At 63.8% G+C, this 22,312-nt stretch carries 20 protein-coding genes and 2 pseudogenes; 13 read left to right on the top strand and 9 right to left on the bottom strand.

Translation table 11 applies throughout. The annotated features are described in order from the left end of the window. Nucleotides 1-31: 31 nt before the first annotated feature. Both EOA85_RS01685 and EOA85_RS01680 read left to right on the top strand, forming a co-directional pair. The gene (locus tag EOA85_RS01685; protein WP_127208095.1) at nucleotides 32-673 is read left to right on the top strand and encodes a DapH/DapD/GlmU-related protein; all 642 of its coding nucleotides are present in this window, start codon (nucleotides 32-34) and stop codon (nucleotides 671-673) included. 83 nt (nucleotides 674-756) lie between these two features. Beyond that, on the top strand, nucleotides 757-1,185 hold the full coding sequence (locus EOA85_RS01680) for a low affinity iron permease family protein (RefSeq protein ID WP_164759441.1): 429 nt from the start codon (nucleotides 757-759) through the stop codon (nucleotides 1,183-1,185). A 3-nt stretch (nucleotides 1,186-1,188) separates the two neighbouring features. On the opposite strand, the gene EOA85_RS01675 is transcribed toward EOA85_RS01680, so the two are convergent. After that, nucleotides 1,189-2,055, bottom strand: a complete 867-nt coding sequence (locus tag EOA85_RS01675) for an SDR family NAD(P)-dependent oxidoreductase (RefSeq protein WP_127208094.1) — start codon at nucleotides 2,053-2,055, stop codon at nucleotides 1,189-1,191. A gap of 135 nt (nucleotides 2,056-2,190) precedes the next feature. On the opposite strand from EOA85_RS01675, the gene EOA85_RS01670 reads away from it, so the two are divergent. Further along, nucleotides 2,191-2,472 carry a hypothetical protein gene (locus tag EOA85_RS01670; RefSeq protein ID WP_029351415.1) on the top strand — a complete coding sequence of 94 codons (282 nt, stop codon included), beginning with the start codon at nucleotides 2,191-2,193 and terminating at the stop codon, nucleotides 2,470-2,472. Between the two features lie 108 nt (nucleotides 2,473-2,580). On the opposite strand, the gene EOA85_RS01665 is transcribed toward EOA85_RS01670, so the two are convergent. The 3 genes and pseudogenes from EOA85_RS01665 to EOA85_RS01655 form a co-directional block, all read right to left on the bottom strand. Beyond that, nucleotides 2,581-3,156 carry a TMEM175 family protein gene (locus EOA85_RS01665; protein WP_065010296.1) on the bottom strand — a complete coding sequence of 192 codons (576 nt, stop codon included), beginning with the start codon at nucleotides 3,154-3,156 and terminating at the stop codon, nucleotides 2,581-2,583. Between the two features lie 143 nt (nucleotides 3,157-3,299). Continuing rightward, nucleotides 3,300-3,518, bottom strand: a pseudogene (locus EOA85_RS01660) (hypothetical protein); the annotation flags it as partial. Between the two features lie 232 nt (nucleotides 3,519-3,750). Next, a complete protein-coding gene (locus tag EOA85_RS01655) occupies nucleotides 3,751-4,776 on the bottom strand; it encodes a LacI family DNA-binding transcriptional regulator (protein ID WP_127208093.1) in 1,026 nt (341 codons plus the stop codon). A 195-nt stretch (nucleotides 4,777-4,971) separates the two neighbouring features. On the opposite strand from EOA85_RS01655, the gene EOA85_RS01650 reads away from it, so the two are divergent. From EOA85_RS01650 to EOA85_RS01630, 5 genes are all read left to right on the top strand, one after another. Further along, nucleotides 4,972-6,006 carry a Gfo/Idh/MocA family oxidoreductase gene (locus tag EOA85_RS01650; RefSeq protein ID WP_127208092.1) on the top strand — a complete coding sequence of 345 codons (1,035 nt, stop codon included), beginning with the start codon at nucleotides 4,972-4,974 and terminating at the stop codon, nucleotides 6,004-6,006. Next, entirely contained in the window at nucleotides 6,003-6,911 is a 909-nt protein-coding gene (locus EOA85_RS01645) for a sugar phosphate isomerase/epimerase (protein WP_127208091.1), read from the top strand. Before EOA85_RS01650 ends, EOA85_RS01645 begins: the two co-directional genes overlap by 4 nt. Nucleotides 6,912-7,014: 103 nt before the next feature. Continuing rightward, the gene (locus EOA85_RS01640) at nucleotides 7,015-8,028 is read left to right on the top strand and encodes a substrate-binding domain-containing protein (protein WP_127208090.1); all 1,014 of its coding nucleotides are present in this window, start codon (nucleotides 7,015-7,017) and stop codon (nucleotides 8,026-8,028) included. Nucleotides 8,029-8,117: 89 nt separating this feature from the next. Beyond that, nucleotides 8,118-8,915: an ATP-binding cassette domain-containing protein gene (locus tag EOA85_RS01635; RefSeq protein ID WP_095518636.1), complete on the top strand. Its 798-nt coding sequence runs from the start codon at nucleotides 8,118-8,120 to the stop codon at nucleotides 8,913-8,915. Next, the gene (locus EOA85_RS01630) at nucleotides 8,912-9,961 is read left to right on the top strand and encodes an ABC transporter permease (protein WP_065010289.1); all 1,050 of its coding nucleotides are present in this window, start codon (nucleotides 8,912-8,914) and stop codon (nucleotides 9,959-9,961) included. Before EOA85_RS01635 ends, EOA85_RS01630 begins: the two co-directional genes overlap by 4 nt. Before the next feature lie 18 nt (nucleotides 9,962-9,979). Here EOA85_RS01630 and EOA85_RS01625 read toward each other — a convergent pair whose 3' ends face one another. Next, nucleotides 9,980-12,640: a UvrD-helicase domain-containing protein gene (locus EOA85_RS01625; protein WP_127208089.1), complete on the bottom strand. Its 2,661-nt coding sequence runs from the start codon at nucleotides 12,638-12,640 to the stop codon at nucleotides 9,980-9,982. A 114-nt stretch (nucleotides 12,641-12,754) separates the two neighbouring features. Here EOA85_RS01625 and EOA85_RS01620 point away from each other — a divergent pair. Both EOA85_RS01620 and EOA85_RS01615 read left to right on the top strand, forming a co-directional pair. Next, a pseudogene (locus EOA85_RS01620) lies at nucleotides 12,755-12,952 on the top strand (hypothetical protein); the annotation flags it as partial. 90 nt (nucleotides 12,953-13,042) lie between these two features. Continuing rightward, entirely contained in the window at nucleotides 13,043-13,948 is a 906-nt protein-coding gene (locus EOA85_RS01615; RefSeq protein WP_065010459.1) for a dienelactone hydrolase family protein, read from the top strand. Here the strand turns inward: EOA85_RS01615 and EOA85_RS01610 are convergent, their stop codons facing one another. Continuing rightward, nucleotides 13,949-14,854, bottom strand: a complete 906-nt coding sequence (locus EOA85_RS01610; RefSeq protein ID WP_065010287.1) for a DMT family transporter — start codon at nucleotides 14,852-14,854, stop codon at nucleotides 13,949-13,951. 89 nt (nucleotides 14,855-14,943) lie between these two features. Between EOA85_RS01610 and EOA85_RS01605 the strand changes: the two genes are divergently transcribed. Next, on the top strand, nucleotides 14,944-15,423 hold the full coding sequence (locus tag EOA85_RS01605) for an Lrp/AsnC family transcriptional regulator (protein ID WP_065010286.1): 480 nt from the start codon (nucleotides 14,944-14,946) through the stop codon (nucleotides 15,421-15,423). A 24-nt stretch (nucleotides 15,424-15,447) separates the two neighbouring features. On the opposite strand, the gene EOA85_RS01600 is transcribed toward EOA85_RS01605, so the two are convergent. Both EOA85_RS01600 and EOA85_RS01595 read right to left on the bottom strand, forming a co-directional pair. Then, nucleotides 15,448-15,645: a hypothetical protein gene (locus EOA85_RS01600; RefSeq protein WP_065010285.1), complete on the bottom strand. Its 198-nt coding sequence runs from the start codon at nucleotides 15,643-15,645 to the stop codon at nucleotides 15,448-15,450. Nucleotides 15,646-15,766: 121 nt separating this feature from the next. Continuing rightward, nucleotides 15,767-16,273: a thioesterase family protein gene (locus EOA85_RS01595; RefSeq protein ID WP_127208088.1), complete on the bottom strand. Its 507-nt coding sequence runs from the start codon at nucleotides 16,271-16,273 to the stop codon at nucleotides 15,767-15,769. A gap of 98 nt (nucleotides 16,274-16,371) precedes the next feature. Here EOA85_RS01595 and EOA85_RS01590 point away from each other — a divergent pair, with 98 nt between their 5' ends. Then, nucleotides 16,372-17,784: an FAD-linked oxidase C-terminal domain-containing protein gene (locus EOA85_RS01590; RefSeq protein ID WP_065010283.1), complete on the top strand. Its 1,413-nt coding sequence runs from the start codon at nucleotides 16,372-16,374 to the stop codon at nucleotides 17,782-17,784. Nucleotides 17,785-17,878: 94 nt separating this feature from the next. Next, on the top strand, nucleotides 17,879-21,937 hold the full coding sequence (locus EOA85_RS01585; RefSeq protein WP_127208087.1) for an AsmA-like C-terminal region-containing protein: 4,059 nt from the start codon (nucleotides 17,879-17,881) through the stop codon (nucleotides 21,935-21,937). 6 nt (nucleotides 21,938-21,943) lie between these two features. Here the strand turns inward: EOA85_RS01585 and EOA85_RS01580 are convergent, their stop codons facing one another. Next, nucleotides 21,944-22,171, bottom strand: coding sequence for a ribbon-helix-helix domain-containing protein (locus EOA85_RS01580; protein ID WP_029351392.1), 228 nt, complete (start codon nucleotides 22,169-22,171; stop codon nucleotides 21,944-21,946). Nucleotides 22,172-22,312 lie beyond the last annotated feature (141 nt).

The following is a 22,312-nucleotide window of genomic DNA, read 5'->3' as shown; positions in this document are numbered from 1 at the left end:
GGACCAATCGCTCGGGCGTAAAGCCGCGGGCATGGACCGTCCCGAAAATCTTGTCCCCAAGGATCCTGAGCCGCGCATCCATCCGACAGCGGAATTGAAGGCGTGCAAGCTCGGGCGCTACGCCTCGATCGGCGAGCGGGTCATCCTGCGCGAGGTATCGGTCGGCGACTTCTCCTATTTCGAACGTCATGCCGAGGCGATCTACACGACCATAGGCAAGTTCTGTTCGGTCGCCGCCAACAGCCGCATCAACGCGTTGGAGCATCCGATTGAGCGGGTGACCCAGCACAAGATCAGCTATCGCCCGAACGAATATTTTCGCTGGCTGGGCGTCGACGGGGCGTTTCGGGAAAGGCGGCGGGCGAAGTCCGTCAGCATCGGCCACGACGTCTGGATCGGCCATGGCGCGGTGATCATGCCTGATGTGACCATCGGCAATGGCGCGATCGTCGGCGCCAACGCTGTGGTGACGCGCGACGTACCTGCCTACGCGATTGTCGCCGGCGTTCCGGCCAGGCAATTGCGCCAACGCTTCGCGGCGGACGTCGCCGCGCGGATCGAAAGCCTCGCCTGGTGGGACTGGCCGCCCGAGAGACTGGCCAAGGCAGTCCCCGACATGCAGACGCTGTCCATCGAGGCCTTCCTCGACGTCTGGGATAACGAAATACCCTGATCTTGCGGGCGCGTGCACGGCTATATCCGTGAAATCCCTCCGTGCAAGGGAACCCGGAGCGGATGCTGGTTGTTTCTCCTGCCATGATAGAGAAGCTTTTCACCAGGATCGCCAACTACGTTGCCCATCTCGCCGGTCTGCCGTCGACATTCGCCGTCTGTTTCCTGATCATTGTTGCGTGGGGGGCAAGCGGACCGATGTTCGGGTTTTCCGATACGTGGCAACTCGTCATCAATACCGGCACGACGATCGTCACCTTCCTGATGGTGTTCCTCATCCAGAATACCCAAAACCGTGATGGCGCCGCGATCCAGGCGAAGCTCGATGAATTGATCCGGGTCAGCAAAGCCAAAAACAGCTTTATCGGTATCGAGCATCTGACCGAATCCGAGGTTCAGGAGATCCGCGAAAAATGTGAGCGCGCGGCGAAGCGGCATGACCGGCAGGTCGCCGATATGGCGCTCAAGAAAGCCGCGGCGCAAAAGCCCGGCTCGAAGACGCATGCGGCGTGAGCGTCAGCTTTCCATGAACGCCGCGAACGCTTCCTTGTGGTCCGGGTGCCAACGCGACAGAGCAGGGCGGTTTTCGATGATGTCGCCGATCGCCCAGGCCATGCGCTTTTCGTCCATGGGCCGTGTCGCCTCGTTATCGGGGCACAGGATGTAGAAGTCGCCACGCACCAGCGCGGCCAGCATGAAGTCGATCACCTGCTCGCCGGTCCAGGCGCCGGCGGGTTTTTCGGTCGCACCTTCGGTCAGGCCGGTATAGGTGAACCCCGGAATGAGCAGATGCGCCGCAACCTTTGCGCCGGGCTCGTTGCGCAGCGCGTGTGCCAGGCCTTCGGTGAAGGTCTTCACGCCTGATTTGGAGACGTTGTAGGCAAGGTTGCCGGGCGGCGTGGTGATGCCTTGCTTGGAGCCGGTGTTGACGATCAGGCCCGGCCTGTCGGTCGCCAGCATGCGCGGTGTGAAGGCCTCGACGCCATGAACGATGCCCCAGAAATTGATGTCCAGCAGCCGCTTCCAGGCGTCGCGGTTTTCCCAGGGCTTGCCGGGATTGTTGCCGACGCCGGCATTGTTCATCAACAGGGACACGCCGCCGAAGGCACCGAACGCCTTTTCGGCCAGCCGGTCGAGTTCGTCGGGCTTGGAAACGTCGGTCGCGACAGCAAGCACCGCGCTGTCGCCGGCAATCGTTGCAACGGCGCGGGCAGCCTCATCGAGCCGCGGGCCGCCGATATCGGCCAGCACGATTTTCAGGCCCATCGCCGCCAGCCGCTTGGCCGCGGCAAGGCCGATGCCGCTGGCGCCGCCGGTGATGACGGCAACATTGCCGGAGGCAAGGGCAAGCAAAGCGCTCTGGATTTCGGCATCGGTGGTCATGGCTATAGCGTCCTCGTTCAAGTTGCGCCCGAACTTAACGCGGCGCGGGGCTCGCGCAAGCCCGCTTTGGCGTCCTTGGGTTGACCACATCGGCAGGCGCTGCGCATGCTGTCCGCGTAAGAAGGAGATTACCGATTGACCGACTGGATCGAGATCCTGAAAGAACAGACCGCCACCGGCGACCAGATGAGCCGCGAGGTGCCGCAAATGCTTGCCAATCCCGACATCAGCGAAGCGCAAGTGAAGACGCTGTTTTCGGCGCTCGAAAAGCAAGCCGAATTTGTCGAGAAGCTGCGCATGGCGCTGGAGAAATTCGGTCATGATTTTTCGGTGATCAAGGCGGCCGAGCGGCTTGAGGAGCGCTATGCCGACCTTGCGGCCTCGGTGGCGGAAAAGCTGAAGGCGATGCGAGGCTAGAGCGGAACGCATTCTTATTAAATGGCGCATCCCGCTCTATCTGTTTGTTTTAGCCGCATTTGTGCGACGCCAAGCGATTCCACTTGGCTGCAAAATGCTCCAGCAGGCCTATTTTTCGATCACCCGTTCGAAGCGCCTGTCCGGCACGAACCAGATCATGGCGACCAGGACGTAGATAGCGACGCCGATCCACTGGCTGATGAAGGTCAGCGGAATGGCGGCGATATAGAGGGCCAGCGAGATCCTTCCCTTGCGGTCGCTGCCCAGCGCCCTGGCAAAGGCGGTATCGTTGCTGTGCAACCGATGCAGCATGACGGCGAGGATGATGTAGGCGGCCGCGCACAGCGCGAGTTCGGCCCCGTAGACGGCGACCGGAACCGGCGCGAAATGGTTTTCGCCCATGAAGGCAGTGGTGACCGGCATCAGCGACAGCCAGAACAACAAATTGAGGTTCGCCCATAGCACGCGGCCGTCGACGCGCTGCACGGTGTGGAACATGTTGTGCAGATTGTTCCAGTAGATGCCGACATAGATGAAGGACAAGACATAGCTGAGGAAGACCGGCCATAGTGGCGCCAGGGTTGAAAAATCCTCGCCGTGCGGCACCTTCAATTCCAGCACCATAATGGTGATGATGATGGCGACGACGCCATCGGTAAACGCTTCGACCCGTCCCTTGCCCATGGATTCTCCTTACCAACGCACTGAAGTTAAAAGATAATTTTGCGCAGCGCCACCGGCAATAGCGTCAAACCTTGTCAGGAGCAAGCTAGGGAATACATGGCCGCCGCTCTCCGGCGGCCGGCGACAGCGTTGTCGCGGCGTCCTCACACCCCCGTGACAAACCCATCCAGCACGCGTTTCTGGCCGGCCTTGTCGAAATCGATGGTCAGCTTGTTGCCTTCGATGGCCGAAACATTGCCGTTGCCGAATTTCTGGTGGAAGACGCGGTCGCCGACATTGAAGGCCGACGGCTTGTCGGCGACGGATTTGGCGACCAGCTCGCCATCGATGGTGCGGCCCTTGATGGAGGTGCGGCCAGCGCCATAGCATATAGAGCGCGACGCCGATCCACTGATTGACGAAGGCCAGCGGGATGGCGGCGATGTAGAGGGCAATTGAGATCTTTCTCTTGCGGTCGGTGCCCAACGCTTTTGTGCAGGCCGAAGCGACCGAGTTCGCCCTTGCCGTTGATGCGTTGGATTTTTTCCAACACCCCTCATTTGCCTTCACTTCGTTCAGGTATTTCTTTTCACAACAACGAGGGGAAGGGCATCATCAATCGCTGTCTCGTGCGATCAGCTCCAGCGGCCAGACCTCGCGGATGATCCGGGCCCCCTCAGGGCCGGCGAAGGCCGGAATCGACGCCAACAACATTTCGGCCAGCCGCCGTCCCATCGGCTCCAGGGGAGGGCGGAAGCCGGTCAGCGCCGGTGAGAAATAGCGGCAGAGCGGCGTGTCGACGATGACGATCACCGCAATGTCGTGACCCGGCCTGATGCCCATCTCGGCCAGCGCCTTGCAGCCGCCAAGTGCCATGGCGTCATTGTTGAAGATGATGGCGGTCGGCGGATCCTTGGAGCGCATCACCTCAGGAGTCACCGCGTAGCCGCCGGCCTCGTTGATGAAGCCGTCGGCGACCAGTTCGGGGTCGAATTCGATGCCGTGCCGCCGCAACGCCTTGCGATATCCGGTGAGGAACAGATAACCGAAGTTGAGATCGAGCGACGGGCGGATGGCCGCAATGCGGCGGTGGCCGCGCGCGACGAGACGATCGACCGCGTCAGCCCCGGCTTTTTCGAAGTCGAGGTCGAGCGAGGGGTAGGCATCGCCGCCAGAGCGGCTGCGGCCGAGCGTCGCAAACGGGAAACCCGCCTGGGTCAGATAGTCGATGCGCTCGTCCTCGCGCCGCGTCCAGGCCAGCACCACCGCATCGGCCCGCCGGGTCTCGACGACACGGCGCAGGCGCTCCTGCTGATAGTCGCCCGGCGCGCCCATCACCACGATCAGGTCGAGTCCGCTTTCGGCGAGCTTGGCCTGCAACCCGGTCAGGAACGGAATGAAGAACGGCTCGCCATATTCCTGATCGCCCGGATGCGGCTGCAGCATGAAGGCGATCGAATGGGTGGCGCCGCGCCGCAAACTGCGGCCGGACTGGTTCGGCGAATAATTCAGCTTCTTGGCCGCATCGAGCACGCGCTGGCGTGTGTCGGCGTTGACGTCGGCGCGGCCGTTGAGCGCGCGCGACACCGTGCCGATCGAAATGTTCAGGTGACGCGCAAGGTCGTGAATGCTGGACGCCAAAGGACAGTTCTCCCCCTTGCTTGGCTAGCACCGGCTGCTCTCCGGGCCAACCGACGCCACGATTTTTCACAGCCGGCCGATTGACATTCTACGCCATCGGGTGTGTTGTCGTAAACGTTTACGGAAAAACATTCACAGCCCTGCCGTGAACGCCGTGACGATCGGTCTGGAGGGGCCGAGAGGGAGGAGCACTGGATGATGAATGTCGTCCTGGTCGGCTGCGGCGCGATGAGCAAGGCCTGGCTCGATGCAGCCAGGCAGATCGACGGGCTAGCCATTGTCGGCCTGGTCGATATCGACGTCGAAAGGGCGCGGGCGAGGGCGCGCGAATACGAGCTTTCGAGCGCCATCATTGGAATCGACCTCGACGCCGTGCTCGACCAGACCAGGCCCGACGCGGTATTCGACGTGGTGGTTCCCGCCGCACGCCGCGAGCTTGCGCTTTCCGCCTTTGCCCATCATTGCCACCTGCTGACCGAAAAGCCACTCGCCGACAGCCCGGGCAATGCGCGTGCCATCGTCGAGGCCGCCCGCAGCGCCGGGCGTATCCATGCCGTCGTCCAGAACCGCCGCTATGTCGCCAATGTCAGGCGCATCCGGCGCTTTCTCGATTCCGGCGCCATTGGTGCGCCAACCAGCATCCATGCCGAGTTCTTCGTCGCGCCGCATTTCGGCGGCTTTCGCGAGGAGATGCGCCATGTGCTGCTGCTCGACATGGCGATCCACACATTCGATGCCGCCCGCTACATGGTGGCCGGCGAGCCGGCCGGTGTCTATTGCCAGGAGTGGGAGCCGGCCAATTCCTGGTATCGGCAAGGGTCATCGGCAACCGCAAGCTTCGACCTAGGCGGCGGCAAGCTGTTTACCTATGCCGGCAGCTGGTGCGCGGCCGGATTCCGCACCAGCTGGGACAGCACATGGCGGATCGTCGCCGAGCGCGGCAGCATTGTCTGGGACGGCGAGGACGGGCTGAAGGCGGAAATCGTGCAGCCGGTCCGTGAAGGCCTGTTCGACCGCACCGCACCGATAGCCGTGCCGCCGCTCGACCCGGCCGATCGCGTTGGCGGCCATCTCGGCATCATCCAGGATTTCGTCCGCGCCGTCGAGACCGGCACCGAGCCGGAGACGCGCGGCGCCGACAACATCAAGAGCCTGGCCATGGTTTTCGCTGCGATCGAGAGCGCCGAGACCGGGCGCCGGGTCGCCATCGCTGCACAGGAAGGATCATGATGCCAAACCCGCTGCTCGACATCAGGATCGGCACAATGGTGCGGGCCAATCTCGACGACCCGGCCGCCTATATCAAGGCGATCCTGCCGCTCGGCTTCGAGAGCATCCAGCCGTTCTTCTGGCAGACGCTGGGCGGCAAGGACATTCCGCGGCTGGCGGGCGAGATCCGCGAGGCGATCGGCGATGCCGATGTCATCGTCTCGTCGATCGGCGTGTTCGGCAATCCGCTGGAGAGCGGCGAGATCGATCGCGGCGTCCTCCATGCGTGGGAAACGATCATCGACAACGCGCATCTGTTCGGCACCAGCATGGTCAGCGGCTTCACCGGCCGGATTCGCGGCAAGCCGCTGCCCGACAGCCTGCCGCGCTTCCGCGAGGTGTGGGAACCGCTGGCCAAACGCGCCGCTGACAAGGGCGTGCGCATCGCCTTCGAGAATTGCGCGATGGACGGCAACTGGGCGAGCGGCGACTGGAACATCGCCCACAATCCGGACGCCTGGGAGCTGATGTTCAACGAATTGCCCGATGACAATCTCGGCCTGGAATGGGAACCCTGCCATCAGCTCGTCTATCTGATCGATCCAATCCCGCAGATCCGCAAATGGGCGCCGCGCATCTTCCATGTCCACGGCAAGGACGCGACGGTGCGCTGGGACGTGATCCGCGAGCATGGCGTGTTCGGCCGCCTGCCATTCGTGCAGATGCGCACGCCCGGCTTCGGCGACAGCGACTGGACGCGGGTGATCAGCGAATTGCGGCTGGCCGGATACAAGGGTGCCATCGACATCGAAGGCTGGCACGACCCGGTCTATCGCGGGGACCTCGAGATTACCGGCCAGGTGCGGGCGCTGGATTACCTCAAGCAATGCCGGGGAGGTGCCAGCTACCTGCCAAATCCGGCTTGAGAATCCGGCCGGCGGGAGGGCCGGTCAGTGAAGCATTGCGGCGAAAAGCCGAAGCATTCGTCGAAACCCCTCGGCTTGCGAGGGAACAATGGGAGGAACGTGCATGAGCATCGCGATGAGAACGACAGTTCTGCGCTCGACCGTCGTGGCGGCCGCCACGGCGCTCGCCGCCGCCATCTCCACCTTGCCGGCGCAGGCGCTCGACGCCCAGTGGTGCAAGGACGTCCATATCCGCTTCTTCGTCGGCGGCGCCGAGGGCGACGCCTTCGGCACCATCGTCTACAATGGCGCCAAGCAGGCGGCGGCCGATCTCGGACCGAAGGTCGACTACATCTTCTCCCAGTGGGACGCCGAAAAGATGGTGCAGCAGCTGCGCGAGGCCGTCGCGGTCAAGCCCGGCGGCATCGCCATGATGGGCCATCCTGGTGAAGCCTCGATCATGCCGCTCGCCGAACAGGCGCACAAGGACGGCATCAAGATGATGTACCAGAACGTGCCGGTGCCGAAGGTGGTGGCGGCGTTCGGCGGCGGCTATGTCGGCGCCCAGCAGGAGCAGCAGGGCCGCGCGCTTGGCGCCGAAGCGCTCAAGCTTGCCGGGCTCAAGGCCGGCGACAAGGCGATCATGATTGGCCCCTTCGAGAACGAGGCCCGCGGCGCGCGCGAGCGCGGCACGGTTGCCGTGTTGAAGGAGGCCGGCCTCGAGGTCATCCAGCTCCCCTCGCCGCCGAGCGGAGAATGGGCTTCCGATCCCAATCTGGCCATTCCGGTGCTCACGGCGGCACTGCTCAACAATCCCGACGTCAAGGCGGTCGGCTATCCCGGCGGCCAGATGCTCGGCAACGTCGCCACCTACATGCAGGCGGCTGGACGCAAGCCGGGCGACATCTTCAATTTCGGCTTCGACACCAGCCCGCAGATCGTCGAAGCCTTCAAGGGCGGCTGGGTGCAGCTCACCGCCGACCAGCAGCCCTTCCTGCAGGGCTATCTGCCGATCCTCAGCCTCTGCCAGCAGGTGGTGCTGGGTCTGGCGCCGATGAATGCCGACACCGGTGCCGGCTTCGTCACGCCGCAGAATTACGAGATCGTCGCCGAACTCGCCAAGCAGGCGCTGCGCTGACCTCCCAAGCCGCCGCCGGCCGGGATCGACCCCGGCCGGCGGGACCGCCGGCGGAAAAGGCCGGTAAGCGACAATCAAGCGAGGATCCGATGGCCGAACGCATCATCGAACTGCGCGACATCAGCAAGTCCTACGGTCAGGTCTACGCGCTGGGCGGGGTCAATCTCAGCGTCGACCGTGGCGAGGTCGTCGGCCTGATCGGCGACAACGGCGCCGGCAAATCGACGCTGATCAAGATTCTGTCGGGCGTGGTCAAGCCGACCAGCGGCGAAATCCTGGTGCGCGGCAAGCCGGTGACTGGATGGAGCGCCGCGCGCTCGCGCGACGCCGGCATCGAGACGGTGTTCCAAGACCGGGCGCTCGCCGTGCAGCAGACGATCGTGCGCAACATCTTCATGGGCCGCGAACTCACCGGCTGGCTGGGCTGGCTGAAGGTCAACAAGGAGATCGAGGAGGCGAGCCGGCTGATGCGCGAGATCGGCTTCACCTCGAAGGTGTTCACGCCGCACTCGATCGTCGGCCAGCTCTCGGGCGGCGAACGCCAGGGCGTGGCCATCGCCCGCGCCATCTACAAGAAGGCTGAGCTGATTGTCCTCGACGAGCCGACGACGGCGCTGTCGCTGACCGAGACCGCCAAGGTCTTCCACTTCGTGCGCCAGGTGCGGGCGAGCGGGCGCTCGATCCTGTTCATCGGCCACAACATCCATCATGTCTTCGACATTGCCGATCGCTTCGTGGTGCTCGACCGCGGCAAGGTGGCGTTCACCGCCGGCCGCAGCGAGGTCAAGTCGGCCGAAGACCTGATCAACTTCATGGAAGACCTAGCCCACCCCGGCGGATTGCCCGGGTTGCACGAGGCCGGCGATGCGGGGAGGGCAGCGCGATGAGCAAGACCATGGAACCCGATCTGAAGAGTCCCCTCGGCGGCACGCATAATGAGGCCGCCGGGAAAGAGTGGAGACATCCATCCGACAATTGGCTGCGCGGTTTCATCCTCGACAACCGCGCCGCGCTCGGCACGCTTGCCGTGTTCATCGTCATGATGGCGGTGTTCATGATCGCCAATCCGACCGTTTTCACCACCTGGTATCTCTATAGTTCCGTGCTCACCACGCTGCCGGTGGCGCTGTTCGTGGTGGTGCCGCTGGTGTTCGTCGTCACCTGCGGCGAGATCGACCTGTCGTTTCCGGCGACAATGGGCTTTGCTTCCTGGGTGTTCGCGCTGGTCGTGCAGGCCGGCTACGACCCGTTCCTCGGCATTGCCGCCGCCATCGCCACGGGCACGCTGCTCGGCTTCCTGGTCGGGTCGCTGGTCGTCTATGGCGGGCTGTCGTCGCTGATCGCCACGCTTGGCATGAATTTCCTGCTGCGCGGCCTGATCCAGATCATCAATGAGGGCAGGTCGACGGCGCTGACCAGCCTCGCCGACAGCTGGGCCTACCAGATCTTCTCCAGCCAACTCTATGGCATCCCGGTGCAGATCTTCTGGGCCATCGCTTTCGTCGTGCTGTCGGCGCTGCTCTACAACCGGCATCGCTTCGGCGCGCAGGTCAAGGTGGTCGGCGACAATCCCGACAGCGCCCAGCAGATGGGCATCGACGTCAAGCGCGTCAGGGTGAAGGTGTTCGTCTTCGTTGGCATTGGCGCTGCGATCGCCGGCACGTTTTCGGTGATGATCAACTTCACCTGGTGGCCGACGGCTGGCGACGGATACCTGCTGCCGGTGCTGGCATCGGTGTTCGTCGGCGGCACGCCGACCTGGGGTGGCATCGGCACGGTTGTCGGCGGTGCGATTGGCGCGGTCACCGTGTCGTTCATCCAGACCGGCGTCGTCGCGGCAGGCCTGAGCGGCTTCTATGTCCAGTTCTTCAACGGGCTGATCATCATCCTGTCGCTGCTCGGCCACAAATGGAACCAGGCGCGGTATCGCTAAAGGCAGGGGCAGGACCCCTCACACTCCAGTGACAAACCCGTCCAGCACGCGTTTCTGGCCGGCCTTGTCGAAGTCGATGGTCAGCTTGTTGCCTTCGATGGCCGAAATATTGCCGTTGCCGAATTTCTGGTGGAAGACGCGGTCGCCGACATTGAAGGCCGACGGCTTGTCGGCGACGGATTTGGCGACCAGCTCGCCGTCGATGGTGCGGCCCTTGATCGAGGTGCGGCCGGCGCCATAGCCTGAGTCGGTTTCGCCATAGCCGATGCGCTCGACCTGGTGGCCGGAACGCGAGCCCCAGTTGCGGTCGGTCGCCTCGGTGCGGTTCTGTTGCGCGCGCTGCCAGCCCGGCGTCGCATAGGTGCTGGAGAAGGCGCCGGATTTCTCAGTGCCGCCTGTATTGCCGCCCACATTGTCGAAGCGCGACGCGCCATAGGGGTTCTGCCGGCCACCACGTCCCGGGGCAAAAGAACCGCCGCCGTAGGAATTGCCGTAACCACCGTAGCTGTTGCCGCTCTCGGCGACTTCGACATGGGCTTCCGGCAATTCATCGAGGAAGCGCGACGGGATGGTCGATTGCCACAGGCCGTGGATGCGGCGGTTGGAGACGAACCACAAATGCAGGTTCTTCTTGGCGCGGGTCAGCCCGACATAGGCCAGCCGCCGCTCTTCCTCCAACCCCGAGCGGCCACCCTCGTCGAGCGCGCGCTGGTGGGGAAAAAGACCTTCCTCCCAACCAGGGAGAAAAACGGTCTCGAATTCGAGGCCCTTGGCCGAATGCAGCGTCATGATGTTGACGGCGTCGAGCTCGGCGTTCTGCTCGGCGTCCATCACCAGTGCGACATGTTCGAGGACCGAGCGCAGCGATTCGTACTCCTCCATGGAGCGGATCAGTTCTTTGAGGTTTTCCAACCGGCCGGGCGCTTCCGCCGAGCGGTCGTTCTTCCACATGTCGGTATAGCCGCTCTCCTCCAGGATGGTCTCGGCGAGCTCGGTGTGTGGCGTCGTCTCCAGCGCCTTCTGCCAGCGCTCGAAATTGGCAGCGACCTCGCGCAGCGCCGCGCGCGGCTTCGGCTTCAGCTCGTCGCTCTCGGCGAGTTTTTCCGCAGCCTCCAGCATCGGGATGCGAAGCGCCCTGGCGGTGTCGTGGATCTGGCGGATGGTGGCTTCGCCCAGCCCGCGCTTCGGCACGTTGACGATGCGCTCGAAGGCGAGGTCGTCTGCCCCTTGGGCGACGACGCGGAAGAAGGCCAGCGCATCGCGGATTTCGAGGCGCTCGTAGAAGCGCGGGCCGCCAATGACGCGGTAGTTGAGGCCGAGCGTGACGAAACGATCTTCGAACTCGCGCATCTGGAAGGACGCGCGGACAAGAATGGCCATGTCGTTGAGATTGTGCTTCTGCCGCTGGTAGGCCTCGATGGTTTCGCCGACGGCGCGGGCCTCTTCCTCGGAATCCCAGGCGGCATGGACATGCACCTTCTCGTCGTCCTCGGCGACTTTTTCTGTGAACAACGTCTTGCCGAAGCGGCTTTCATTGTAGGCGATGAGGTGGGAGGCGGTGCCGAGGATGTGCGCGGTGGAGCGGTAGTTGCGCTCCAGTCGGATGATGGTGGCGCCGGGGAAATCCTTGTCGAAGCGCAGGATGTTGTCGACCTCGGCACCGCGCCAGCCATAGATCGACTGGTCGTCGTCGCCGACGCAGCAAATATTCACGCTCACGGGCTGTTCTGCGCCTGCCGGCGCGGGCCCTCCGCGCGGGCCTCGCAACGGCTCGGATGCCCGGTCGGGCTTGCGGCCTTCGGCCGATCGCAGATCTGTCGACGTTGAAGCACGTCCGGCATCCGGCCGCTGCGCCAGCAGGCGCAGCCACATGTATTGGGCGGTGTTGGTGTCCTGGTATTCGTCGACGAGGATGTAGCGGAAGCGCTTATGGTATTCCTTCAGCACGTCCGGATTGGCGCGGAAGATGCGGATCGGGTGGCAGAGAAGATCGCCGAAGTCGCAGGCGTTCAGCGTCTTCAGCCGCTCCTGGTAGGCCTTGTAGAGCTCGCGGCCCTTGCCGTTGGCGAAGGCGCGGGCGTCGCCCTCGGGAATGTCGGCGGGACCAAGCCCCTTATTCTTCCAGCCGTCGATCATCTGGGCGAACTGCTTGGCCGGCCAGCGTTTGTCGTCCAGCCCTTCGGCCTGGATCAGCTGCTTGATCAGGCGCACGACATCGTCGGTGTCGAGAATGGTGAAGTCGGATTTGAGCCCGGCAAGCTCGGCGTGCCTGCGCAGCAGCTTCACACCAATCGAATGAAAGGTGCCGAGCCACGGCATGCCCTCGACATTGCCTTCGCCGATCAGCATGCCGATGCGCTGCTTCATCTCCCGCGCCGCTTTGTTGGTGAAGGTGACGGCGAGGATATGCGAGGGGAAAGCCTTGCCGGTGGCGAGGATGTGAGCGATGCGGGTGGTCAAGACGCGCGTCTTGCCAGTGCCGGCGCCGGCCAGCACAAGAACCGGGCCTTCGGTGGTTTCCACCGCCAGCCGCTGCTCGGGGTTGAGCCCGTTCAGATAATCGGGTGCTTTGTTGTGGCCGCTGCGCGCAGCCATGGCACGCGCAGCAATGCCCGACGGGGCCACGGGCCGCGCGTTCGGTTCGTCAAAAAAAGGCATATCTTCCGAAAAGCCGGACATTGTCCCCGAATGTAGTGATTCGGCAGCGAAAGGCCAGAAGTGTCTCCGTTTTGTTCTCGATCGAGGCCGGAACTTACAAATCCGGTAGAACACATCTCCAAGCTGGCCCCGCACGCGGACGTGCCGCCGCCGGGCGATACAAAGGGCAGCGACCAGGGCCTAAACCGCAATGACGGTGCGCCTTACGCAGTGATATTGAAGCCGTTTCTGTCGCCGCTCGGTATTCCCTGTCAGTCGCCGCCCCGGGGCTTTGTCGCGGGCGTCGATCTCAGGACCGGCAAGATCGTTCACAAGCATCGCAACGGCACCGTCGACGACAGCCTCACTCATCCGTGACTGGACCATGAGGGCTTCCATCCTATGTTGCGCGGCGGGGGTGTTCCCGAAGCCGAGGAGAGCGCCATGACAAAACCGAGCCCTGCCAGCCCAGCCGTCACGAGACCCGCCATTACCCAGGCGATGATAGACGCCTATGACGAATACACGCATCTGACGCTCGACCGGCGGCGCTTCATGGAACAGTTGACCAGGCTTGCCGGATCAGGTGCGGCGGCGGCCGCAATTGCGCCCCTGCTGGCGGCGAATTCGGCCCGGGCAGCGATCGTTGCCGAGGACGATTCACGCGTGACGGGCGAGGACATCAGCTATCCCGGCAGCGGCGGCGAGATGAAGGGCTATCTGGTCAAGCCGGCCGGCCAGTCCGGCAAGCTCGGCACCGTCATGGTCGTGCATGAGAACAGGGGGCTCAACCCGCATATACGCGATGTGGCGCGGCGCGTGGCGCTGGAAGGCTTCGTGGCACTTGCGCCGGACTTCATGACGCCGCTCGGCGGCACGCCGGCCGATGAAAACAGGACGCGTGACCTGTTTTCCAAGCTCGACCCGGCACAGGTCGGCGCCAATGCGGTCGCAACAGTCGCTTTCCTCAAAGAACACGCGGATGGCAACGGCAAGGTCGGCGCGGTCGGCTTCTGCTGGGGCGGCGGCACGGTGAACACGCTGGCTGCCAACACGCCGGATCTGGCTGCCGCTGTCGCCTATTACGGCATGCAGCCGAAGGCCGAGGATGTGCCGAAGATCAAGGCGGCGCTGCTGCTGCATTATGCCGGGCTCGACACCCGCATCAATGCCGGTATCGACGCCTTCAAGAAGGAACTCGATGCCGCCAAGGTCGAGTACACGGTCTATGTCTATGAAGGCGCCAATCATGCCTTCAACAATGATACGTCCGCGGCCCGCTACGACAAGAACGCGGCGGACCTCGCCTGGGGCCGGACGATCGCCTTTCTCAAGGAGAAGCTTGCCTGATCAGGCATTTGCCGGTTTGTGAAAAGCGACTCCGGCCATGACCAGCGCAATGCCGATGCAATCGATAGGGCCGGGTATCTGGCGGAGCACAATGACGCCGATCAGGGTGGCGGTGACCGGCAGCAACGAGAGCATCAGCGCGAAGCTCGAGCGCGGCAGCCGCGACATGGCAAGCTGGTCGCAGATGTAGGGGATGACCGACGAGCAGATGCCGACGCCGATGGCGGCGATGAGCAGTGGCGGCGCCGAGAAAGCCGGCAGCGCATCGGTGAAGCCGACCGGCAGCACGATGAGGAAGGCGACCGCCATGGCGGCACCCAGGCCGGCGATGCCGTCGCCAGCGCCGGCGCGGGCGACGCGATGGCCAAGCACGATGTAGCCAACGAACAGCGCGCCGTTAAGGAAGGCCCAGAGCAGGCCGATCGGGTCGCTTGACCATTTGACGTCGATCAGCAGCAAGGTGCCGATGACGGCGATGACAAGAGCTGCGAGGTTGCGCGGGCTTCTGACGCCGACCAGCGCGACGCCGATGGTGCCGACGAATTCGATCGCCGCGACCAACGAGATCGGCAATCGGTTGAGTGCCAGGTAGAAGGAGCAATTCATCACGCCGAGACAGGCGCCAAAGGCGAGAAGCAGCAGTCGTGTGGGCCGGTCGGCGCCGGCGAAGACCGTCCAGGGCCGGGTCAGTGGCGCGAAGACGAGGGCGGCCGTGACGATGCGCAGCCAGGCCATGCCGAGCACGCCGACATGCGGGAAAAGCAGCACGGCGAAAGCCGGCCCGAGATAGTGGAACACGGCACTGACGCCGAACCAGACATGCGGCGGCAGGGAGGTCGCCAGCTTGCCAAAGACAGGCCCGGCGAGGGCAGGGATTGCAGCCGGAGCTTGCGCTGGATCATCCATGAGGTCATTATCGCAGGCAGTTTTTTGGATTTATATGGCTGATAGTCGGCCAAAGAGATAAGCTCTTTTCCAAAACCAAGGAGTTTTGTCTGAAACGCCTTCGAAACGAAAATACCGACCTGGATGCGGCTGACCTGAAGATCCTGCGCCTGCTGGAAAAGGATGCGCGCACCAGCACCGCCGAACTGGCGCGTTCCGTCGGCCTGTCGGCGCCGAGCGTAGCCGAACGCATCAAGCGGCTGCAGGAGAGCGGCGTGATCGAGGCCTATACGGTGCGGATCAACCCGGCCGCGCTCGGCATGAAACTGTCGGCATGGCTGCGGATCAGGCCGGTGCCCGGGCAACTGGCTGTGGTGGCCGAGATCATCCGCGACTTGCCGGAAATCGCGCAATGCGACCGGGTGACCGGCGAGGACTGTTTCGTCGCGCTGGCGCATGTCGGCTCCGTGGCCGAGCTCGAACGGGTGATCGACCGCATCATTCCGTTTGCGATGACCAACACCGCGATCATCCAGTCGTCACCGGTGGTAGCGCGCTCGCCGCTGGGGGCAGTGAAGCGGCAGCCCTGACGGTTAAGGAATTAAGCGCTGCCGTCAGGCATGCCCGCGTTTCATCCGCGCTTGCTTCAGTATGGCGCGCCAGCGGACCATGGCGAATGGGATCGGCTCGTTGTTGTTGGCGATGTGAAAGATCTCATTGTTGAGGTTCTTCAGCGAGCGCCAGAAATCATAGTCGCTGATGCGTGGATCGGCTGCCAGCCTGTCCGCCTCGACCTTGATGTCGGTTTTCATGCACGTTTCCCGAACCGCTTCAGCTCCGCCCCCTTATCAACCCGATGCGGAGGGTTTTCCAACGCCGCGCTGAGTCGTTCAACGCCTCAATTCGACTTGTTCACGTTAAAACCTTGTAAGGTTAACGGCGGTCGGACTGCGGTTCAAGCGTCTTGCGACGAATACCGATCGAACGGCCGGCGCGCTCAGGCATCGGCAGCGCCGCATGGGCGGCGCGCATGGTTTCCACCTTGGCCAGAACATCGGCCGGGAAGGGCGCCACCTTCGGACCGGACATGTCGACATGCAGCGACAGTGATTCGGAAGTGGCAGCGAGCCAACCGTCGACATGACGAATTTCCTGGTAGGCTCTGAGCCGCTTGTCGTCATGGTCGAGCAGTTGGAAGGAGACATTGACCTTGTGGTCGAGATGCAGCTCCCTGATATAGCAGACATGGACTTCCGCCGTGTAGATGGTCAGCCGCCGCTGCTTCACATAATCCAGCCCCATCCCCATCATCTCGAACGCTTCGTCGGAACAGCGGTCGAACAGCACGTTGTAATAGGCCATGTTGAGATGGCCGTTGTAGTCGATCCAGTCCTTCTCGATGGCCATGGGAGGAGAGACGAAGGGGGCGGGGGTGGACATCGAAAACTTCCTTCTGGCTGGACAGAGCGTGGTCGGTGAGACTACCCATCCATAAGTCCATAACAAGGGTGGACACTGGTCCATTCGCGGAGGAATAGATGGCTCTGAGCGACCTCAGTCCGGTCGAGCGCAACGAAGAAGGGATCGCCGCGGTGCTCGGCATCCTCAAGCAGCGGCTCGGCGAGAGATTCCAGACCGGCGAGGCGATCCGCGCCCAGCACGCGCATACCACCACTTACATTCCGACCCAGGCGCCGGATGGCGTGGCGTTTCCGGAGACGACGGCGGAGGTGCAGGAGATCGTGTCGGCCTGCGCCGCGCATCGCGTGCCGGTGATCGCTTTCGGCGTCGGCTCATCGCTGGAAGGTCATACCAACGCGCCGGGCGGCGGCATCTCTGTCGATATGTCGCGGATGAATCGCATCCTCGCGGTTAACCCGCAGGATCTCGACTGCACGGTCGAGCCCGGCGTGACGCGCGAGGATCTCAACCGGCACTTGCGCGACACCGGCCTGTTCTTTCCGATCGATCCGGGCGCCAATGCATCGCTCGGCGGCATGGCGGCGACGCGGGCGTCGGGCACCAATGCCGTGCGCTACGGCACGATGCGCGAGAATGTGTTGTCGCTGACGGCGGTGATGGCCGACGGCGAGACGGTGACGACCGGCAAGCGTGCAAAAAAGAGCTCGGCCGGCTATGATCTGACGCGGCTCCTGATCGGCTCCGAAGGCACGCTCGGCATCATCACCCAGCTGACCCTGAAGCTGCAGGGCATTCCGCAGGCGATTTCCGGCGGCGTCTGCCCGTTTCCCAGCGTCGAGGCGGCCTGCAATGCGGTGATTGCAACAATTCAGATGGGCATTCCGGTGGCGCGCATCGAACTGGTCAATGCGCTGCAGATGCGGGCGATGAAGAACTATTCGAAACTCGACTACCCGGAAAGCCCATGCCTGTTCGTCGAATTCCACGGCAGTGATGCCGGCGTTGCCGAGCAGGCCGAGACTTTCGGCATGATCGCCGAAGAATATGGCGGCGGACCATTCCTGTGGACCAGCGTCGCCGAGGAACGGACGAAGCTGTGGAAGGCCAGGCACGACGCCTATTGGTCGTCGCTGGCGCTGCGGCCCGGCGCCAAGGGGCTGTCGACCGACGTCTGCGTGCCGATCTCGCGATTTGCCGAATGCGTCACGCAAACCGAGGCCGATATCGCCGAGATGGGGTTGATCGCGCCGATCGTCGGCCATGCCGGCGACGGCAATTTCCATGTGCTGGTGCTGATGGACGTGGACGATCCGAAGGAAATCGCCGCAACGGAAGAGTTCGTCGCGCGGCTGAATATGCGGGCGATCGGCATGGACGGAACCTGCACCGGCGAGCACGGCATCGGACAAGGCAAGGTCGGCTTCCTGCGCCATGAACTCGGCCACAGCGTCGACATCATGCGCACGATCAAGCAGGCGCTCGATCCGCTGAATATTATGAACCCTGGGAAGATACTGCCGGCCGACTAGAGCTTTTTGCTCTCGGGGCGATCGCTTTGCCTCTTTATCGACACGCCGATGCGGATAGAGTGCGGCTGATTTTTCAATCAACTGCTCGGAGCTCATGCTCGCACGCCTGTTCGTGATCTTCGGTGGCCTTTTCGTGCTGGTGCTGTGTGCGGCGCTGGTGGTGCCGTATTTTATCGACTGGACGGGCTACCGTGCCGATTTCGAGCGCGAGGCAAGCGCCATTCTGGGCCGTAAGGTAACCGTTCAGGGCGATGCGACGGCGAAATTGCTGCCGTTTCCGTCGGTGACCTTCTCGAACGTCACTGTTGCCGGCGGCCCCGGCGGCCAGCCGGCAATGACCGTCGAGACCTTTTCGATGGATGCGGAACTGGCGCCCTTCCTGAGCGGGGAAGTGCTGATCTTCGACATGCGGCTGGTGCGGCCGAAGGCTACGATCGACATTGCCGCCGACGGCACGGTCGACTGGGCGATACGCCCGTCGTCGCCCTTCGATCCCAGCCAGATCTCGATCGAGAAGCTGACGGTGACGGACGGAGAGATCGCACTGCGCCATGCCGCCGGCGGGCGCAGCCATCTCCTTTCCGAGATCAATTCGACGATCTCTGCCAAATCGCTGGCCGGACCTTGGCGGATGGATGGTTCGCTGCGGCTCGACGGTCTGCGCAGCATGGTCGTCGCCTCCACCGGCAAGGCCGGTAGCGACGGGCAGATGCGGCTCAGGCTCAAGGCCGATCCGGACGCCTATCCGCTGGTCATCGAAGCCGACGGCAATGCCGGCATCGTCAACGGCGCGGCCATCTATTCGGGCCAGTTCAAGGTCGCAAGGTCCGACAAGAATGGTGCCGACAAGAGTTCGGCGCAGCTTCAAGGCACCGACGGTGAGATGATGAAGGCCAGCGCAGGCAAGCCGGAGCCGGGGTTCAGGCTGAACGGCAAGTTTTCGCTCGACCACCAGAAACTTGGGGTCGACGAATTCCGCTTCGAGACCGGGCCGCTCGACAACCCATACACCGCCGACGGCAAGGCTGCCGTCGAGCTTGGGCCGAACCCAAGCTTTTCGATCGAGGCCGATGGCGCTCAGGTACAGTTCGATGAAGCCGTCGGCGCCGCGGCCGGCGCCGGGCTGACGCTGTCGGCGCGTGTCGCGGCGCTGGAGCAGGCTCTGCTCGAGCTGCCCAAGCCGACCATACCGGGCACCGTCGAGGTGAAGCTGCCGGCGGTGGTGGCCGGCGACACGACGGTTCGCGACGTACGCCTTTCCGCTGAGCCGGCCGATGCTGGCTGGTCAGTGAAGTCGCTGGCCGCGACACTGCCCGGCCGTGCCAGGCTGGAAGCAAATGGCATGCTCAGCGTCGAGGATCACTTCGGCTTCACCGGTTCGCTGCTTCTGGCGGTGGCGCAGCCTTCCGGCTTTGCCGCCTGGCTGTCGAGGGATGTCGACGAAGCGATCCGCCGACTGCCGGCCGCCGGCTTCAAGGCCAAGGTCGACCTGACCGGAAAGCGCCAGGCCTTCAGCGACCTCGAACTCGTTCTCGGCAAGGCGAAATTTTCCGGTCGCATCGATTCCAGCCAGCCCGACGAGGCCAGGCCGTCGGTGCTGATGCGGCTCGAAGGTGGCGAACTCGATGTCGACGGCCTCGCCGCCTTCGCCTCGATCTTCATCAGCGACAAGGGGGCCAACCGTTTTTCCGACCGCGACCTCGATTTCCAGATCAAGGCCGGACCGGTCAGTGCCGGCGGGCTGACCGCCGATACGGTCGATACGGCGCTTAGGCTGCGCGAGGGTCTGCTCGAAATCGACCGGCTCTCGGTTGGCGGGCTCGCCGGCGCCTCGATCAGCGCCACCGGCCGGATCAAGGATTTCCCGGTGAGCCCGACCGGCAAGCTCGATGCCTCCTTAGTCGCCGTCGACCTCAAGCCGTTGGTCGATGTCGCGGCGCAGCACTATCCTGATAATGCCGTGCTGAAGGGGTTGGCGGGGCGTGCGGCGGCCTATCCCGAGCTGTTCCAGGATGCGCGCGTCGATCTGGTGACGAGTGCCGCCGCCAACGGCGATGGCACGACAGGCCTGGCAGTCAGCGCGCAAGGCAAGGCCGGCGGTTCGGCGTTTTCGGCGTCGCTGTCCGGCAAAGGGGTGGCCGACCGGCTTCTCGAGGCGCCGGTGTCGCTAACCTTCAACGCCAGGAATACCGACGCCACCGCACTTCTGGCGCTTTACGGCCTGCCGGCGTTGCCACTCGGCATGCTTGGCGAGGCGACCACCGATGTCTCGGCAAAAGGCACGCTTGGCGGCGGCATGGCGACGAGCTTCAACCTCATCGGCAACGACTTCAAGGCCGGTTTCGACGGGACGATCGCGGGCACGCCACAAGGTCCCACCGCCAAAGGCAAGGTCAGTCTGGAAGCCGCCGACATCGAGCCGTGGCTGATGACGACAGGCGTTGGCTTGCCGGGGATGGGGACAGGCATGTCGACGTGGCTTGCGGCCGACGCCGATTTCGGCAACGGCCTTCTGGTGCTGTCCATGCTCAGCGGCGCTATCAACGAGGCGGCGGTTTCCGGCGATGTCAATGTCGACGTCAAGGACGGGCTGCCGCATCTTGCCGGCGCGCTGGCACTCGATGAACTGGATCTCGATCCGATGGCGGTGGCACTGTTTGGCGATCAGGCCTTCCTGGGCGCCGGCGGGGCTTGGCCGACCGCCCCGTTCAGCCAGAAGTCCAGCCTGCCGTTCACCGCCGAGCTCGACCTGACCACGGCATCGCTGGCCGCCGGCCCGCTGGCCACGGCCTATGACGCGGCGCTTTCGCTGAAGCTCGATCAGGAAGGCATCCGCGTGTCGGACCTCAAGGCAAAGTTCGCCGGCGGTGCGCTTTCCGGGCTGTTCGAGCTGAAGAACAATGACGGCACCGGGCTTTTCTCCGGCCAGATGAAACTTGCCGGCGCCGATCTGGCCACCGTGCTGCCACAGGCCGGCATCAGCGGAAGCGGCGATTTCTCGGCGGCGCTCTCGACCAGCGGCAAATCGGTCGATGCGATGGTTGCGGCGCTGTCCGGTTCCGGCACGGCGGCGCTGAAGGGCTTGACCATTGCCGGTGTCAATCCCGACGCCTTTGGCGCCTTCATCGCCAAGGCCGACGCGATCGGGCGCGATATCGATGCGGCAAAGACTGCCCGCTTCGCGCCGCAGATCGCCGCGGACGGCAGTTTTCCGGCCGGGGATATCGACGTCGCCTTCACAATCGCCGGTGGCACGCTGAGGGCACCGCCGGTCAATCTTGAAAATCCGGCGGCGAAGCTGTCCGCCGACATCACGGCGGACCTGAACGCCAGCACGGTCGCCGCCAGCGGTTCGATCACTTATCGGCCCGGCGACGAGGCGCTGGTCGGCTCCGATCCGACTGTGAATTTCAGCGTCGACGGGCCGTTCGGCGCCGCGAAGCGGCAATTCGACAGTGAGCCGCTGGCGCAGTTCCTGACCCAGCGCGCGCTGGAAAAGGAACAGCAGCGGGTCGAGGCCATGCAGGCGGCACTGCTTGAAAAACAGCGGCTGCGGCGCGAGGTGCGTTACTACGCGGCCCTGCAAGCCGAGCGTGAGAGGGCAGCCGAAGAATTGCGCAAACAGCAGGAGGCGGCGCGGCTGCAAGCCGAGGCAGATGCCAGGGCAAAGGCTGAAGCCGCGGCAAAGGCTCAAGCCGAAGCGGAGGCGAAGGCCAAAGCGGATGCGCAGGCGCGGGCTGAAGCCGAGGCTAAAGCCCAGGCCGAGGCGCAGGCCAGGGCTGAAGCGGAGGCCAGAGCCAAGGCGGATGCACAGGCGAAGGCTGAAGCGGAGGTCAAAGCCAAGGCGGATGCTGAGGCCAAGGCTAAGGCGGATGCCGAAACGAGAGCCAGGGCGGCGCAAAAAGCGGCGGACGAGGCGGCGGGGGCCGAAGAACAGCAACGCGGGAAGATGGAAGAGGCGATGCGGATCGCTGCGGAAGAAAAGGCAAAGCTCGAGGCAGAGCGCAGGGCCGCCGCTGAGCAGGCGCAGAAAATCGAGCGCGTGCCTCAGCCACCGGCCAATGACAACCCGCCGCCGGCAGAATCCGCGCCAAAACCCACGCTTGAACCTTCGTCGATCGACAATCTGCTGAAGTCGCTGGGCGGCGGATAGCTCGACCTAGACTGGTTTCATCTTTCGCTTCGCCCAATCCAAGACGTAGAGCCTGAGCGCCGAGGACAGGTTGGCATCGCGCGGCCGGGCCTCGTCGATTTCGGCGACGAGGGCGGCGAGCGTCAGTTTGCGCGCGACCGCGATGGCGACGAGGTCGTCGAAAAACGGCTTTTCGAGCGAATAGCTGGTGCGATGGCCGCGAATGGTCACCGAGCGTTTCTCGACCGGGCTCACCGGACGTGACTCATTTCACTTCAAGCATCGGATTTATCCGAAAACCGCGGCGCACTTTTCGGTCCGATACCCGGGGAATCCGGATCGCCCGAGGCTTCGCGGCGATGGCCGGCGACAAACTTTTCTGCCTTGTCGGCGATC

The organism is Mesorhizobium sp. M5C.F.Ca.IN.020.29.1.1 (assembly GCF_003997375.1).
Lineage (GTDB): Bacteria > Pseudomonadota > Alphaproteobacteria > Rhizobiales > Rhizobiaceae > Mesorhizobium > Mesorhizobium wenxiniae.
The sequence above is the reverse complement of the archived record's forward strand: the minus strand, read 5'-3'. Positions and strand labels throughout refer to the sequence as shown.

Bases quoted from the DNA above. Each gene is read 5' to 3' on its own strand.
- EOA85_RS01640 (WP_127208090.1), top strand. From the start codon at position 7,015: ATGAGCATCGCGATGAGAACGACAGTTCTGCGCTCGACCGTCGTGGCG.
- EOA85_RS01625 (WP_127208089.1), bottom strand. From the start codon at position 12,640: ATGTCCGGCTTTTCGGAAGATATGCCTTTTTTTGACGAACCGAACGCG.
- EOA85_RS01610 (WP_065010287.1), bottom strand. From the start codon at position 14,854: ATGGATGATCCAGCGCAAGCTCCGGCTGCAATCCCTGCCCTCGCCGGG.
- EOA85_RS01675 (WP_127208094.1), bottom strand. From the start codon at position 2,055: ATGACCACCGATGCCGAAATCCAGAGCGCTTTGCTTGCCCTTGCCTCC.
- EOA85_RS01600 (WP_065010285.1), bottom strand. From the start codon at position 15,645: ATGAAAACCGACATCAAGGTCGAGGCGGACAGGCTGGCAGCCGATCCA.
- EOA85_RS01635 (WP_095518636.1), top strand. From the start codon at position 8,118: ATGGCCGAACGCATCATCGAACTGCGCGACATCAGCAAGTCCTACGGT.
- EOA85_RS01595 (WP_127208088.1), bottom strand. From the start codon at position 16,273: ATGTCCACCCCCGCCCCCTTCGTCTCTCCTCCCATGGCCATCGAGAAG.
- EOA85_RS01615 (WP_065010459.1), top strand. From the start codon at position 13,043: ATGACAAAACCGAGCCCTGCCAGCCCAGCCGTCACGAGACCCGCCATT.
- EOA85_RS01630 (WP_065010289.1), top strand. From the start codon at position 8,912: ATGAGCAAGACCATGGAACCCGATCTGAAGAGTCCCCTCGGCGGCACG.
- EOA85_RS01665 (WP_065010296.1), bottom strand. From the start codon at position 3,156: ATGGGCAAGGGACGGGTCGAAGCGTTTACCGATGGCGTCGTCGCCATC.
- EOA85_RS01645 (WP_127208091.1), top strand. From the start codon at position 6,003: ATGATGCCAAACCCGCTGCTCGACATCAGGATCGGCACAATGGTGCGG.
- EOA85_RS01685 (WP_127208095.1), top strand. From the start codon at position 32: ATGGACCGTCCCGAAAATCTTGTCCCCAAGGATCCTGAGCCGCGCATC.
- EOA85_RS01585 (WP_127208087.1), top strand. From the start codon at position 17,879: ATGCTCGCACGCCTGTTCGTGATCTTCGGTGGCCTTTTCGTGCTGGTG.
- EOA85_RS01650 (WP_127208092.1), top strand. From the start codon at position 4,972: ATGATGAATGTCGTCCTGGTCGGCTGCGGCGCGATGAGCAAGGCCTGG.
- EOA85_RS01680 (WP_164759441.1), top strand. From the start codon at position 757: ATGATAGAGAAGCTTTTCACCAGGATCGCCAACTACGTTGCCCATCTC.
- EOA85_RS01590 (WP_065010283.1), top strand. From the start codon at position 16,372: ATGGCTCTGAGCGACCTCAGTCCGGTCGAGCGCAACGAAGAAGGGATC.